The organism is Amycolatopsis nalaikhensis (assembly GCF_030264295.1).
Taxonomy (GTDB): domain Bacteria; phylum Actinomycetota; class Actinomycetes; order Mycobacteriales; family Pseudonocardiaceae; genus Amycolatopsis; species Amycolatopsis nalaikhensis.
The window spans coordinates 9887118-9900604 of the sequence record NZ_CP127173.1 but is presented as its reverse complement, the minus strand read 5'-3'; the positions used below and the strand labels follow the sequence as shown (position 1 = coordinate 9900604).

The 13487-nt window shown below is 71.4% G+C and carries 12 protein-coding genes and 1 pseudogene; 8 read left to right on the top strand and 5 right to left on the bottom strand.

What is annotated here, in order from left to right:
* The first annotated feature begins 3 nt into the window (after nt 1–3).
* Both QP939_RS48080 and QP939_RS48075 read left to right on the top strand, forming a co-directional pair.
* A complete protein-coding gene (locus QP939_RS48080) occupies nt 4–1632 on the top strand; it encodes an ABC-F family ATP-binding cassette domain-containing protein (protein WP_285453639.1) in 1629 nt (542 codons plus the stop codon).
* A gap of 178 nt (nt 1633–1810) precedes the next feature.
* Nucleotides 1811–2020 (top strand): helix-turn-helix domain-containing protein, encoded by a 210-nt coding sequence (locus QP939_RS48075; protein WP_003071237.1) that lies wholly within the window; start codon nt 1811–1813, stop codon nt 2018–2020.
* Here the strand turns inward: QP939_RS48075 and QP939_RS48070 are convergent.
* Both QP939_RS48070 and QP939_RS48065 read right to left on the bottom strand, forming a co-directional pair.
* The gene (locus QP939_RS48070; protein WP_434219694.1) at nt 2007–3362 is read right to left on the bottom strand and encodes a glycosyltransferase 87 family protein; all 1356 of its coding nucleotides are present in this window, start codon (nt 3360–3362) and stop codon (nt 2007–2009) included. The two genes, QP939_RS48075 and QP939_RS48070, sit on opposite strands and share 14 nt — an antisense overlap.
* A gap of 156 nt (nt 3363–3518) precedes the next feature.
* Nucleotides 3519–4367: an LLM class flavin-dependent oxidoreductase gene (locus tag QP939_RS48065; RefSeq protein WP_285453637.1), complete on the bottom strand. Its 849-nt coding sequence runs from the start codon at nt 4365–4367 to the stop codon at nt 3519–3521.
* Between the two features lie 71 nt (nt 4368–4438).
* Here QP939_RS48065 and QP939_RS48060 point away from each other — a divergent pair, with 71 nt between their 5' ends.
* On the top strand, nt 4439–4879 hold the full coding sequence (locus QP939_RS48060; protein ID WP_285453628.1) for a MarR family winged helix-turn-helix transcriptional regulator: 441 nt from the start codon (nt 4439–4441) through the stop codon (nt 4877–4879).
* 97 nt (nt 4880–4976) lie between these two features.
* Nucleotides 4977–6848: an ABC transporter ATP-binding protein gene (locus QP939_RS48055; RefSeq protein WP_285453627.1), complete on the top strand. Its 1872-nt coding sequence runs from the start codon at nt 4977–4979 to the stop codon at nt 6846–6848.
* A 42-nt stretch (nt 6849–6890) separates the two neighbouring features.
* Here QP939_RS48055 and QP939_RS48050 read toward each other — a convergent pair whose 3' ends face one another.
* Together QP939_RS48050 and QP939_RS48045 are read right to left on the bottom strand one after the other, a co-directional pair.
* Complete coding sequence (locus QP939_RS48050; protein ID WP_285453626.1) at nt 6891–8060, bottom strand: serine hydrolase domain-containing protein; 1170 nt, start codon at nt 8058–8060, stop codon at nt 6891–6893.
* A 104-nt stretch (nt 8061–8164) separates the two neighbouring features.
* Entirely contained in the window at nt 8165–8893 is a 729-nt protein-coding gene (locus tag QP939_RS48045) for an SIS domain-containing protein (protein WP_285453625.1), read from the bottom strand.
* A gap of 167 nt (nt 8894–9060) precedes the next feature.
* Between QP939_RS48045 and QP939_RS48040 the strand changes: the two are divergent.
* The 4 genes and pseudogenes from QP939_RS48040 to QP939_RS48025 all read left to right on the top strand — a co-directional run bounded on the left by QP939_RS48040 (nt 9061) and on the right by QP939_RS48025 (nt 12918).
* Nucleotides 9061–9695: pseudogene (locus QP939_RS48040) on the top strand (alpha/beta hydrolase).
* Nucleotides 9696–9788: 93 nt separating this feature from the next.
* The gene (locus QP939_RS48035; RefSeq protein WP_285453624.1) at nt 9789–11042 is read left to right on the top strand and encodes an SAM-dependent methyltransferase; all 1254 of its coding nucleotides are present in this window, start codon (nt 9789–9791) and stop codon (nt 11040–11042) included.
* Between the two features lie 95 nt (nt 11043–11137).
* Entirely contained in the window at nt 11138–12346 is a 1209-nt protein-coding gene (locus QP939_RS48030; protein WP_285453623.1) for an LCP family protein, read from the top strand.
* Between the two features lie 41 nt (nt 12347–12387).
* Nucleotides 12388–12918 (top strand): GNAT family N-acetyltransferase, encoded by a 531-nt coding sequence (locus tag QP939_RS48025; RefSeq protein WP_285453622.1) that lies wholly within the window; start codon nt 12388–12390, stop codon nt 12916–12918.
* Here QP939_RS48025 and QP939_RS48020 read toward each other — a convergent pair.
* Nucleotides 12915–13376 (bottom strand): peroxiredoxin, encoded by a 462-nt coding sequence (locus tag QP939_RS48020; RefSeq protein ID WP_285453621.1) that lies wholly within the window; start codon nt 13374–13376, stop codon nt 12915–12917. The two genes, QP939_RS48025 and QP939_RS48020, sit on opposite strands and share 4 nt — an antisense overlap.
* Nucleotides 13377–13487: the final 111 nt, after the last annotated feature.

Below are 13487 nucleotides of genomic sequence, written 5' to 3'. Positions count from 1 at the left end.
CCCTTGATCACGGCCACCGGCGTTGAGCTGCGCGCGGGTTCGCGCATCCTGCTCGACGGCGCCACCCTCCGCATCCAGCCCGGCGACCGCATCGGTCTCGTCGGCCGCAACGGCGCGGGCAAGACCACCTCGCTGAAGGTCCTCGCGGGCGAGGGCGAGCCGCACGCGGGCGAGGTCCGCCGCACCGGCGAGCTCGGCTACCTGCCGCAGGACCCGCGCGAAGGAGACCTGTCCGTCACCGCGAAGGACCGCGTGCTGTCGGCGCGTGGTCTCGACAAGCTGATGCGCGACATGGAGAAGGCGCAAGCCTCCATGGCCGAGCTCGTCGACGACGCCGCGCGCGACAAGGCCATCAACCGCTACGCACGGCTCGAAGAGCGCTTCGCCTCCCTCGGCGGGTACGCCGCCGAGAGCGAAGCCGCGCGCATCTGCTCGAACCTCGGCCTGGCCGACCGCGTGCTGGCCCAGACGCTGCAGACGCTTTCCGGTGGTCAGCGCCGCCGCGTCGAGCTGGCGCGGATCCTGTTCGCCGCGGCCGAGGCGGGCGCCGGCGGCAAGTCCGAGACGATCCTGCTGCTCGACGAGCCGACCAACCACCTCGACGCCGACTCCATCAACTGGCTGCGCGGGTTCCTCAAGCAGCACGACGGCGGCCTGGTCGTGATCAGCCACGACGTCGAGCTGCTGGCCGACGTGGTCAACAAGGTCTGGTTCCTCGACGCCACCCGCGGCGAGCTCGACCTGTACAACATGGGCTGGCAGCGCTACCTCGACGCGCGCGCGACCGACGAGAAGCGCCGCCGCCGCGAGCGCGCCAACGCCGAGAAGAAGGCGTCGGCCCTGCAGCAGCAGGCCGCGAAGCTCGGCGCGAAGGCGACGAAGGCCGTGGCGGCCAAGAACATGGCCCGCCGCGCCGAGCAGATGCTGTCCGCGCTCGAGGACACCCGGCAGGCCGACAAGGTCGCCCGGATCAAGTTCCCCGAGCCGGCCCCCTGCGGCCGGACCCCGCTCACCGCCGAGGGCCTCTCGAAGTCGTACGGCTCACTGGAAATCTTCACCGGCGTCGATCTCGCCGTCGACCGCGGTTCGAAGGTCGTCGTACTCGGGCTGAACGGCGCGGGAAAGACGACATTGCTGCGGCTGCTCGGCGGAATGGAAACGCCGGACACCGGATCCGTCGTTCCGGGTCACGGATTGCGTTTGGGCTATTACGCTCAGGAACACGAAACTCTTGATCATGATGCGTCGGTGTGGGAAAACATCCGACATCTCGCTCCGGACACGGGCGCGCAGGAGTTGCGGAACCTGCTCGGGTCGTTCCTCTTCACCGGCGAACAACTCGACCAGCCCGCCGGCACCCTTTCCGGCGGTGAGAAGACCCGGCTCGCGCTGGCCGGCCTGGTCTCCAGCGCTGCCAACGTCTTGCTGCTCGACGAGCCGACCAACAACCTCGACCCGGCCAGCCGTGCGCAGGTCCTGGACGCCTTGCGCAGCTTCGCCGGCGCCGTCGTCCTGGTGACGCACGACCCCGGCGCGGTCGAGGCGCTGGAGCCCGAGCGGGTCATCCTGCTGCCCGACGGCACCGAGGACCACTGGTCGGCGGACTACCTGGAACTTGTCCAGCTCGCGTGATCGATGCGTCCATTCGGGTGCAAGATCACTCCGCGTCAGGCACTGGAATGGCCCAATGTGATCGCAATTTCGGTCGTTTTGCGGCTGTCGTCTGGCATTCCGGCGCTCGGTGTTCGATCATTGCCCCGGCAGGGGCCGATATGTGGCCCAGAACACCCTCGGCGGGAAGGCGATCGACGTGGCTGATCTCAAGAAAGGCGCGCGGATCACCGGCAACACGCGCGACAAGCTGGCCGCTGACCTGAAGAAGAAATACGAGAAGGGCTCGAGCATCCGGGCGCTCGCGGAGTCGACGGGGCGCTCCTACGGGTTCGTCCACCGGGTCCTGTCGGAGTCCGGGGTTCAGCTGCGGGGGCGCGGCGGGGCCACCAGGGTCAAGAAGAAGTAGTCGCGGACTGCTGCGCGGGGGGCGCAGCGGGAGCTTCGGCCACGCGGAAGGCCAGGTGGGCCCCGAGCAGGACCAGCGGGTACACCAGGTAGCCGTAGCGGGTGGCCGGGGTGAGCAGGATCAAGGCGCCGAGTCCGACGGCGATGCGCAGCAGTGTGCCGGAGCCGTTCGCGGGGGGCCGGCGCACCAGCCACACCAGCGTGGCCACGGCCGCGGCGCCGACCAGCACGAACGCCGTCACCTGGCCGGCCACGCCGGTTTCGGCGATGAGGTGGCCCGGCAACGGGCTGGCCGCGGGCGAGCGCACGACGCCCATCCCGAGGGGGAACCGGAAGACGTGCTCGACGAACGCCGCCGGATCCACCAGGTACACGGGCAGGTGCAGCGCGGCCGTCGTCGCCACCAAGGCTGACGCGAACCGGGCGAGTCCGGGCCAGTCGAGCCCTGGTTCGTTGCGAGCCCGGCCCTGCCGCACCAGCACGAACACCGCCAGGACCGCGGCGGCGGGCGCGACGATGAGTTTCGCGCTGATCACCAGCGCCAGCACCAGTCCCGACCAGGCGACCCGTCCGGTGGCGGCGAGTGCGCACGCCAGCACGAGCAGGCCGACGATCGCGAGGTCCGGGCCGGCGACCGCCCAGGTCAGCGCGGTGAGCGGGCAGGCGAGCGCGAGCTGCGCGGCGCCGACGGGAACCTTCGGCCACTTCAACAGCTTCAGCGTGCCCAGCACACAGGCGCACGCGGCCAGTGCGAACATCCACCGGGCGTCGGTCAGCGCGTTCGCCACCGGCGTGCCGCCGAACACCGCGCGAGGCAGTCCGAAGATCGCCATGACCGGGCCGTACGGCGTGTAATCGTTTACCTCGGCCGGGCGCCCGAGCGCGGTGACGTCGACGTACGGGGTTCCGTGCCGCAGCAGGAGATCCGCGGACCGCTCGATCACCCAGACCTCGGGCTGCGCGGCCCAGGAAACCGGCGTGATCAGCCAGTCCACTCCGGTCAGTCGGCGAATCACCAGAAGCGCCAACGGAAGGATCATTGCCAACACGGCGACGGCCGCGATCCCGCACCAGCGGGAACCGAGTGCTCCGCGTGGCGTACGCCCGCTGCGTGCGGACAGCAGCAGCCAGCCGCTGTGCAGCGCGCCGAGGCCGTACGCGACCGTCGCGAAGTTGCCCCAGACGCGGTAGCCGTAGAACTCGGACTTGAGCGCCGTCGGCAGCGCGAAGGCCAGGCAGGCGAGGTAGAAGCCCAGGTCCCACCGCAGGGCGGCGACGCCGGGAGCTGTCGCGGGTGCCGTGAAGAGCCGTGCCGCCCGTTGCCACGCGGGCACCCGGCCCACCTCCGTTCCCACCCCGCCAGGCTACCGAGCGCGCCGGAATCGTCGCCGCCCGCCCGGTTCAGCCCGGCTCCCGCCGGTCTTGAATGAGTCATTCAGGACCTCCGACGCCCTGAATGACTCATTCAAGACGCCGCGGGCCGGGCCGGAGACCCCCGTTCAGCCGAGCTCTCGCAGGCGGGGGAGCAGCTTCGCGGCGGCCTCGGCCGCGACGGCGACGTCCTCGCCGACCGGCATCAGGACGAGCTCGGTGAACCCCGCCTCGACGTAGCCGTGCGCGAGCCGCAGGGCACTGTCCGCATCGGACGGCAGCCGGAACTGCACCGCGCGGCGGATCTCCGCCGGGTCTCGGCCCACCGCCGCGCAATGCGCGTCGAGCACCGCCGAAAGCCGTTGCAGCTCGGGGATTTCCGTCCCCGGGAGGGCCGCGTTGAGCCAGACGTCGGCGTGCTCGGCGACCACCCGCAGGCCGCGCTTCTCGCCGCTGCTGCCCAGCCACAGGGGCGGCTTCGGCTGCACCGGCTTCGGGTCGCTCACCGCGCCGGTCAGCGTGTAGTGCCGCCCGGGGAAGTCCGTCTTGGGCCGGGTCCACAGCAGACGGAGGATTTCGCAGGTCTCGGCCAGCCGTTCGACGCGTTCGACGGGTGACGGCGTCGGCGTGCCCATCATCGCGTCGGTCAGCGCGTCGCCGCCCGCGCCGAGGCCGACGTCGAGGCGGCCGCCGGAGAGGTGGTCGACGGTCGCCGCGATCTTCGCGAACGTGCCCGGGTGGCGGTTGGTGGTGCCGGACACCAGGCAGCCGATCCGCACGCGCCGGGTCGCCTCGGCCATCGCGGCCAGCAGGCTCCAGCCGTCGAAGACGTCGCCGGTGCGGTCGCGGCCCATCGGGGCCAAGTGGTCGAACACCCAGCAGCCGTCGAAGCCGGCGTCGTCGGCGATCGCCCAGGTCCGGCGCAGTTCGGCGACGGTGATGTGCTGCTGGGGCGGCTTGAGTCCGATGGTGACCATGGGTTCTCCTGATTATCAGTTCGACAAATCATCAGTAAGACTGACGATCAGGGTAAGTGTAGAGTTCTCCCGTGTCCAGCGACCTCGGCGCGCCGCCCGCCGTCACCCGCCGCCTCGGCTACCTGCTCAAGCACGCCCAGCTGCGGCTGGCCGAGTTGGCCGAGCCGCTGTACGAGCCGCTCGGCGTCACCGGGCGGCAGCTCGCCCTGCTCACGCTGTTCGGGGAGGGTCCGGCGCAGTCGCAGCAGGACGGCGCCGCGCGCCTCGGTGTCGACCGGACGACGATGGTGGCGCTCGTCGACGAGTTGGAAGCCAAGGGACTGGTCCGGCGCGAGGTGGCGCCGGGGGACCGCCGCAAGCGCCTGGTGACGCTGACCGCCGAGGGCGAGCGCGTCCGGGCGGCGGGGGAGGAGGTCACGCGGCGCGCCGAAGCGCTGCTGCTCGATCCCCTCTCCGAGCGGGACGCCGAGCAGCTGCGGGCGGCCTTGGGGCGGGTTGTTCGCGGCGAGTGAACGCGAGCGGGAAGCAAACGGACAACCGGGGCGTTGTCCAGGTCATATCCGGAGAAAACCTCAGCTATAGTAGAGGTTTTGAGACTGGGGGTTTCCCATGGACAACATGTGGGGGCTGTGGAGCTCCGCGATGCGCGCCAACGACGCGCCGAAGGCGCTCAGCCGCGGCACGCTGAAACGCGTCGCCCGCTTCGCACGGCCACACTGGCGACGGCTGCTCGCCTTCCTCGTGCTGACCGTCGTCTCGGCCGTCCTCGCCGTGACGACGCCGGTGCTCGCGGGCAAGGTGGTCGACGCCATCGTCGGCGGCCACGACGTTTCACTGGTCATCTGGCTCGCCGTCGTGATCGCCGCGTTGGCGGTCGCCGACGCCGGGTTCGGGCTCGTCGAACGCTGGCAGTCCGCCCGCATCGGCGAGGGCATCATCTACGACCTGCGCCGCGCGGTCTTCGAGCACGTGCAGCGCATGCCGATCGCCTTCTTCACGCGCACCCGCACCGGCGCGCTCGTCTCGCGGCTCAACAACGACGTCATCGGCGCGCAGCGGACGTTCACCGCGACCCTGTCCGGCCTGGTCACCAACGTGATCCAGCTGGCGCTGTCGCTGGCGGTCATGCTGACGCTGTCCTGGCAGGTGACGCTGATCGCGTTGGTGCTGCTGCCGATCTTCGTGCTGCCCGCGCGCCGGCTCGGCCGCCGGATGGCCGGGCTGCAGCGCGAAGCGGCGAACCTCAACGCCGGGATGACCACGCAGATGACCGAGCGGTTCTCCGCGCCGGGCGCGACGCTGGTCAAGCTCTTCGGCCGGCCCGTGCAGGAGGCCGACGACTTCTCCGTGCGCGCCGGGCGCGTGCGCGACATCGGCGTCCGCACCGCGATGCTGACCCGCTGGTTCATGACCAGCCTGACCCTGGTTTCGGCGCTCGCGCAGGCTCTCGTCTACGGCCTCGGCGGCTACCTCGCGCTGACCGGCGTGCTCGCGCCGGGCACCGTGGTCGCCCTGGCCCTGCTGCTGACCCGGCTGTACGCGCCGCTGACCGCGCTGGCGAACGTCCGCGTCGACGTCATGACCGCGCTGGTGTCGTTCGAGCGGGTCTTCGAGGTCCTCGACCTCAAGCCGATGATCGAGGAGAAGCCGGACGCGCGGGCGCTGCCCGCGTCGGCCGGGGTGTCGGTCGAGTTCTCCGACGTCCGCTTCGGCTACCCGGCGGCGGACCGGTACTCGCTGGCGTCGCTGGAAGACGTCACCACCCTCGACCACCGCGGTGGCGAAGAGGTGCTGCACGGCATCTCGTTCCGCGCCGAACCGGGGCAGATGGTCGCGCTGGTCGGGTCTTCGGGCGCGGGCAAGTCGACGATCGCGTCGCTGCTGCCGCGGCTCTACGACGTCGACTCCGGCTCGGTGCGGCTGTCCGATGTGGACGTCCGGGACCTGACTTTCGCTTCGCTGCGGGAAACCGTCGGCGTCGTGACGCAGGACGGGCACCTCTTCCACGACACGATCCGCGCGAACCTCGCGTACGCCCGGCCCGGCGTCACCGACGAAGAGATCTGGGCGGCGCTGGAGCGCGCGCGGCTCGGCGAACTGGTGCACTCGCTGCCCGACGGCCTCGACACGACGGTGGGCGAGCGCGGCTACCGGCTCTCCGGTGGCGAGCGCCAGCGCCTGACCATCGCCCGGCTCCTGCTGGCGCGGCCCAAGGTCGTCATCCTCGACGAGGCGACCGCGCACCTGGACTCCGAGTCCGAAGCCGCGGTCGGCGAGGCCCTCACGCACGCGCTGGCGGGGCGCACGGCGCTGGTCATCGCGCACCGGCTGTCGACGGTCCGCGCCGCCGACCAGATCCTGGTGCTGGAACACGGCGAGATCGTCGAGCGCGGCACGCACGAGCAGCTCCTGGCCGCGGGCGGCCGCTACGCGACCCTGCACGCGACGCAGTTCGCGGAGGAGGAGCCCGCCGTCGCCTGAGCGGTCGTGAGTGTTTAGGGCGGTTCTAACCGCCCTAAACACTCACGACGGTTGCTGCGCCGACAAGCTTTCGTAGACGGCGTTGACCAGCGCCATCTTGCGCGGGTCGTCGCGGATCAGCGGACCCAGCTGGTTGAGCGTGTAGCCGAACGCGATGCCGTTCTCCGGGTCCGCGCCGCCGGTGGAGCCGCCGAGGCCGTCGTGGCCGAACGCGGTGGGGTTCGGGCCGAAACCGCGGGCGTCGCTGCCCAGGTAGAAGCCCAGACCCCACTCGTTCGGCAGGCCGAGCACCGCGTCGACCTCTTTGCCCTGGCTCTCGCGCGCCCGGGCCAGCGCCGCCGGTGACAGGAGCGAGCCGTCCACGAGGGCGGCGTAGATGGTCGCGATCGCGCGGGCCGTGCCGTGGCCGTTCAGCGCGGGCATGACGGCGTGGCGCCAGGCCGGTTCGTTGGCGTCGTGGCCCTGCAGACGTGGGTTCATCAACGCGGCCTGGGCGACCGGACCGGCCGCGGCGAACGCCGTCGCCAGTGCATTGGCCATCTCCTCGGTCAGGACGGGGTCGACCAGGGTCGCGCAGCGGTCCAGGTCGGCGTCACCGGGCAGGCCGATCGAGAAGTCCGCGCCGAGCGGCCCGGCGACCTGCTCGGCGAAGAACTCGCGGACCCCCTGCCCGGCGATCCGCCGGACGACCTCGCCGACCAGCCAGCCGTAGGCGAGCGCGTGGTAGCCGCCCGCGGATCCCGGCTCGCACAACGGTTCCTGCGCCGCCAGCAACGACGTCATCAGGTCCCAGTCGTACAGCTCCTCGATCCGCACGGGCCGGTCGAGGCCGATGCCGGGGACGCCGGAGCGGTGGGAAAGCAGCCACCGCACGGGGACCTCGGCCTTGCCCGCGGCGGCGAACTCCGGCCAGTACTTCGCGACCGGCGCGTCGACGTCCAGCTCACCGGCGTCGGCCAGCTTGTGCGCGCAGATCGCGGTCATGCCCTTGGTCGTCGACCAGACGTTGGCCAGGGTGTCGGCCCGCCACGGCTTCGCCCGGTCCGGACCGGACCAGCCGCCCCACAGGTCCACCACGACCTCGCCGTGGCGGATCGCGGTGAACGCGGCACCCAGTTCACCGCGCTCGCGGAAGTTGGCCTCGAAGGCCTCGCGCACCGGTTCGAACCCGGGCGCGCACTCGCCGTGCACCTCGACCGCCGTCGCGTCCATGGGACCTCCTCCCGGGACCGGTCCACACCGACCAGTCGGTATGTCGACGCTAAAGCGGCCGGGCACGTCCGTCAAGACGTGCCCGGCCGGTGCTTTTTCACGGGTTACCGCAGTTGCGGCACGATTTCGCTGTACTTGGCCAGCAGTGCCTTGTTGGCTTCGTCGCCACCCTCCACATTGGAGCTGCGCCACAGCGGGACGTCCAGGCCCTCGGCCGTGCCGCGGTCGTAGACCTGGGCCAGCACCAGGTTCCACAGGAACGCGTTGACCACAGTGGACAGCGGCGCGGTGCGCGGCGCGTCCGGCGGGTAGCTCGCGTCGCCGGGGATCACCAGCGAGTCCAGCACCACCGTGCCCTGCTCGACCAGCGTGCTCGACGACCGCTTCGGCGCCGCCGCCACGCACGCCCGCGACGTCACCGCGATGACCGCCGCGCCGCGCTTGCGGGCCTCGATGCACAGCTCGACCGGGTACGGGTTCGAGCCGGACGTCGAGAAGACCACCAGCACGTCGTCCGGGCCCGGCGCCCGCTCGGCCAGCACTTCGGCGGCCAGGCCCGTGCGACGCTCGGTCTGTGTGCTGTGCACCGCGCCGTGCAGCGGCAGCAGCTCCGGGTGGTACAGCGGGTACACGCAGGCGAGCCCGCCCGCCCGGTAGAACGTCTCGGCGACCGCGGCCAGCGAATGCCCGGCGCCGGCGGTATAGACCAGTGCGTCGGCCCGGATCACCCCCAGTACCAGGTCCGCCGCGGCGCGTACCGCTTCGGCGTTGGCCTGTTCGACGTCGGCCAGCTGCTTGGCGACACTGCCCGAGATGTCCGTGGCGCTCACCACACCCACCCTTCCGTAGGGGATCGGGCGCCGAATCTACCGCGAAGATGGTGGTGCGCGGTGGAATAGCCGGGCGGCCGGGCGAGGTTGACCCGGATGTCAGCGAGGAGGCGCGGGTGGAAAGGGAACCGGCGGTGTCCGTGTGGCCGGCACGCGGGCGCACCGAGGCGGTGGTGCTCGTGCTGCACGGCGGTGCGGAGCACGGCACCGGTGCGGTGCCGCCCTGGAAGCTCGCCTACCTCCGGATGGTGCCGATCGCGCGGGCGCTGCACGGGCCGGCCGCAAGGCCGGAGTCGAGGTGCGGCTGCTGCGCAACCGGCGCTACGGCTGGAACGCGCCCGCGATGGACCCCGTCGCCGACGCCCGCTGGGCCCTCGAACGCATCCACGCCGACCACCCCGGCCTGCCGGTCGTGCTGGTTGGGCACTCCATGGGCGCCCGCGTGGCGCTGCGCGTGGCCGACGACCCGGCCGTGCGCGGGGTCTGCGCGCTGGCGCCGTGGACGCCGCGGGGCGAACCGGTGGACGCCGTCGCCGGGCGGTCCGTGCTCATCGTGCACGGCACCCGCGACCGGATGACCAGCCCGGCCGAGTCGCACGCCTTCGCGGAGCGGGCCGAGGGCGTCGCCGCCCGCGTCGTCCGGTTCGAGGTCGCGAACGAGGGACACGCGATGCTGCGCCGGTCGTCCGTGTGGACCCGGCTGACGATTGCTTTCACACTGGAAGTGCTCGCCGGGGACACCGGCGCCGAGCTGGCGGGCGCGTGGGCCGCGCCGGGACCCGAACGGCTGCGAATACCGGTGTGAGGGGCCCCCGAACAGGGCATTCAGCGACACGCGCCGCGGGGGTGCGGCGACTAGGATCGATCACCGGCGGACCTGGCCGGCGGAGGGAGAACCGTGACCACCTCGAGTGTTGACCGGGCGCCGGCACCGGACGTCCCCGAAGAGTCCCGGTGGCCGGGCTTGGCCACCCCGCCGCACTCCGCGCTGCGCGCGCGGGTCGCCGCCGCGCTGTTCCGCCGCGCGGTCCGCCCGCTCGACATCCGGGTGACCTTCCCGGACGGGACCGTGCTCGGCGCCGGCGGGCCCGAATCGCCCGAAATGCGCATTCTGCGGCCGGAAGCGTTCTTCCACCGCCTCGGCGTCGACGCCAAGATCGGCTTCGGCGAGTCCTACATGGCCGGTGACTGGGAGGCGTCCGACCTCGCCGAGGTGCTGACGCCGTTCGCCGAGCGGATGGCCACCCTCGTCCCGCCCGTGCTGCAGAAGTTCCGGCGGATCGCCGAGCGCACGCAGCCGCCGTCCGAGGAGAACACCCTCGAAGGCGCGCGAGCCAACATCCACCGGCATTACGACCTGTCCAACGACCTCTTCGGCGCGTTCCTCGACGAGTCGATGATGTACTCCTCGGCGCTGTTCGGCCCCGGTGACGACCTCACCACCGCCCAGCACCGCAAGATCGACAGCGTGCTCGACTACGCCGGCGTCCGCGACGGCAGCGAGGTCCTCGAAATCGGCACCGGCTGGGGCGAGTTGGCCATCCGCGCGGCGGCCCGCGGCGCGCACGTGACGTCACTGACCATTTCGGAGGAACAGCGCGCGCTGGCCACCGAGCGCATCGCGGCGGCCGGGTTCGCCGACCGCGTCGACGTGAAGCTGTGCGACTACCGCGAGTCCAGCGGCCAGTACGACGCCGTGGTCAGCGTGGAGATGATCGAGGCCGTCGGCGCGTCCTACTGGCCGGCGTTCTACGCCACGATCGGGCAGCGGCTGCGCCCCGGCGGGCGGTTCGGCCTGCAGGCCATCACCATGGACCACGACCGGATGCTGGCCGCCTCGCGCGCCTACACCTGGATCCACAAGTACATCTTCCCCGGCGGCATCATCCCGTCGGTGCGCTCGATCGAGGAGGGCGTCAAGGCGAACACCCGGCTCAAGCTGGCCGGGATGCGCGAGTTCGGCCAAGACTACGCGCGCACGCTACGGTTGTGGCGCGAACGGTTCCTGCACCGCTGGGCCGACATCGCCGGGTTCGGGTTCGACGACGTCTTCCGCCGGATGTGGGAGTTCTACCTGGCCTATTCCGAGGCCGGGTTCCGCTCCGGGTACCTCAAGGTCCACCAGTTCGGCTACGAGGCAACCGGCAAGTAACCCCGGTCGCAACCCAAGCCCGGTGCCGCACGTCCCTCTTTCGAGGGCGTGCGGTGTACTGACGAAGACAGGTTTGTCCGGATCGGGATTGGGTGATGGTGATGACGTACCGTGGCGACGACGGCGGGCGCCGGATGCCGCCGCCCCGGCCGCCCGCCGGGCGCCCCCGGGAGCACCAGCGCGCGCAGATGATGCCGCTGCCCGGGCGCGGTCGCAGCCCGTACGACGAGCGCACCCGTCCGATGGGCTCCCGCGAGCCGGAGCCGCAGTACGCGCCGCCGCCACCGCCGCGGCGTGAGCCGCCGCGCCCGGACGAGGACTACCCGCCGTCCCGCCCGCCCCGGCGTCGCCGCTGGGGCTTCGGCCGGGTCCTGCTGACCCTGCTGCTGGTCTTCGTGGTGTTCCTCGCCGGCATCTGGGTCTACCTGGAGTTCTCCATCAAGCGCGTCGACGCGCTCGCCGACTACTCGGGCCGCCCGGTCGCGGCGTCCGGCACCAACTGGCTGATCGTCGGCTCCGACAGCCGCGAGGGCCTCACCGCCGAGGACGAGGAGCGGCTCGCCACCGGCGACGTCGCCGCGGCGGGTGGCGGGCAGCGCACCGACACGATCATGGTCGCGCACCTCCCGGACAACTCCACCAAGCCGACGCTGCTGTCGCTGCCGCGCGACTCCCAGGTGAAGATCCCGGGCCACGGCACGAACAAGATCAACGCGGCGTTCTCGCTCGGCGGGCCGAAGCTGCTCGCGCAGACCGTCGAAGGCGCCACCGGCCTGCACATCGACCACTACGCGGAGATCGGCTTCGGCGGGTTCGCCAAGATCGTCGACGCGATCGGCGGCGTCGACATGTGCATCGACAAGGACATGAACGACACGGTGACCGGCATCAGCATCAAGGCGGGCTGCCAGTCGCTCGACGGCCGCTCGGCGCTGGGCTTCGTCCGCATGCGCCACAGCGACGCGACGCCGCGCTCGGACCTCGACCGCGTCGCCAACCAGCGCAAGTTCATCGGCGCGCTGGTCAGCCAGATCGCGAGCCCGGGCACGCTGCTCAACCCGTTCGACTTCTTCCCGCTGCTGTCCTCGGCGCCGGACGCGCTGACCATGGACTCGGGCGACCACGTGCACAACCTGGCCGGGCTGGCGATCGCGATGCGCGGCATCTCCTCGGGCGGCGTCGTGACGACGACGGTCCCGGTGACCAGCGGCTCGGCGGAGAACTGGGACAAGAACAAGTCGAAGCAGCTGTTCGACGCGCTGAAGAACGACACCCCGGTGCCCGACAGCGTCATCGTCAACTAATTCGGAAGCGTTTCGCACTCGGCCGGGGCACCATGGGAGCCATGGAGACCCCGGCCGAGACGTTCACCCGTGACGAGTTTTCGCTGACCCGCTGGCAGTCCGGCGACGGCGCGGTGCTGCGCGCCGCGATCGAGGCGTCCGGGGCGCACCTGGCCGACTGGATGTTCTGGGCGGCCGACGGCTACTCGGACGAGGACGCGGCGACGTTCCTGCGGCTCTCCAACGAAAACTGGGAGACCGGGCGCACGTACGACTACGCGATCCGCGTCGGCGACGCGCTCGCGGGCGGCATCGGCGTGATGACCCGCGAGGGCGGCGTCGAGATCGGCTACTGGCTGGCCCGCGACTTCACCGGCCGCGGCTTGATCACGCGCGCGGTCACCCTGCTGACCGAGGACGCGTTCCGCCGCGGCGCGGGCTACGTCGAGATCAAGCACGACGAGCTGAACGTCCGAAGTGGAGCGGTCCCGGCCCGGCTCGGGTTTTCCGTGGTGGGCAAGGAACCCGCGGAGGCCGACCGCGCCCCGGCGTGCTGCGGGACGAACCGGGTGTGGCGGCTGACCCGGCCCTAGGAGACCTTGTCGCGTTCGCGGAGGATCTTGAGCGCCTGGTCGGCGTGGACGGTGAAGTTCAGCTCGCTCTTGATCTTCTCGAGGATCCGGCGGTCCTCGCCGATCACGAAGGTGACGCGCTTCGCGTGCAGGGGAAGGAGTTTCCGCCACACGCCGAACTGCTTCGCGACCTCGCCGTCCACATCGGACAGCAGTGGGTAGTCGAAGCTGTTGGCTTCGGAGAAGGCGCGCTGCTTGGTGACGGCGTCCGGGCTGATCCCGACGCGGTGCGCGCCGACCTCGGCGAACTCCGCGGCGAGGTCCCGGAAGTGGCAGCTTTCGGTGGTGCACCCGGTCGTCATCGCGGCGGGGTAGAAGAACAGCACGACCGGGCCGGTGGCCAGGAAGTCCGACAGCGTGCGGTCCTGACCGCGGTCGTCGGGCAGGGTGAAGTCGGGGGCGAGGTCTCCGGCGTCCATGGACGTCCCTTCGTCGGCGGCAGAACCCATCCTGCCGGGTCTTCGAAGCCACGCCCGCACCGGCTTGGTCTCAAGCGCCCCAATGTGGCCTTCGGTGCGTGAGACGCACCC

What these genes read in the sequence shown, in the direction of transcription:
- QP939_RS48065 (WP_285453637.1), bottom strand. Translation starts at nt 4,367, where the DNA reads ATGGTCACCATCGGACTCAAGCCGCCCCAGCAGCACATCACCGTCGCC.
- QP939_RS48055 (WP_285453627.1), top strand. Translation starts at nt 4,977, where the DNA reads ATGGACAACATGTGGGGGCTGTGGAGCTCCGCGATGCGCGCCAACGAC.
- QP939_RS48050 (WP_285453626.1), bottom strand. Translation starts at nt 8,060, where the DNA reads ATGGACGCGACGGCGGTCGAGGTGCACGGCGAGTGCGCGCCCGGGTTC.
- QP939_RS48030 (WP_285453623.1), top strand. Translation starts at nt 11,138, where the DNA reads ATGGTGATGACGTACCGTGGCGACGACGGCGGGCGCCGGATGCCGCCG.
- QP939_RS48025 (WP_285453622.1), top strand. Translation starts at nt 12,388, where the DNA reads ATGGAGACCCCGGCCGAGACGTTCACCCGTGACGAGTTTTCGCTGACC.
- QP939_RS48020 (WP_285453621.1), bottom strand. Translation starts at nt 13,376, where the DNA reads ATGGACGCCGGAGACCTCGCCCCCGACTTCACCCTGCCCGACGACCGC.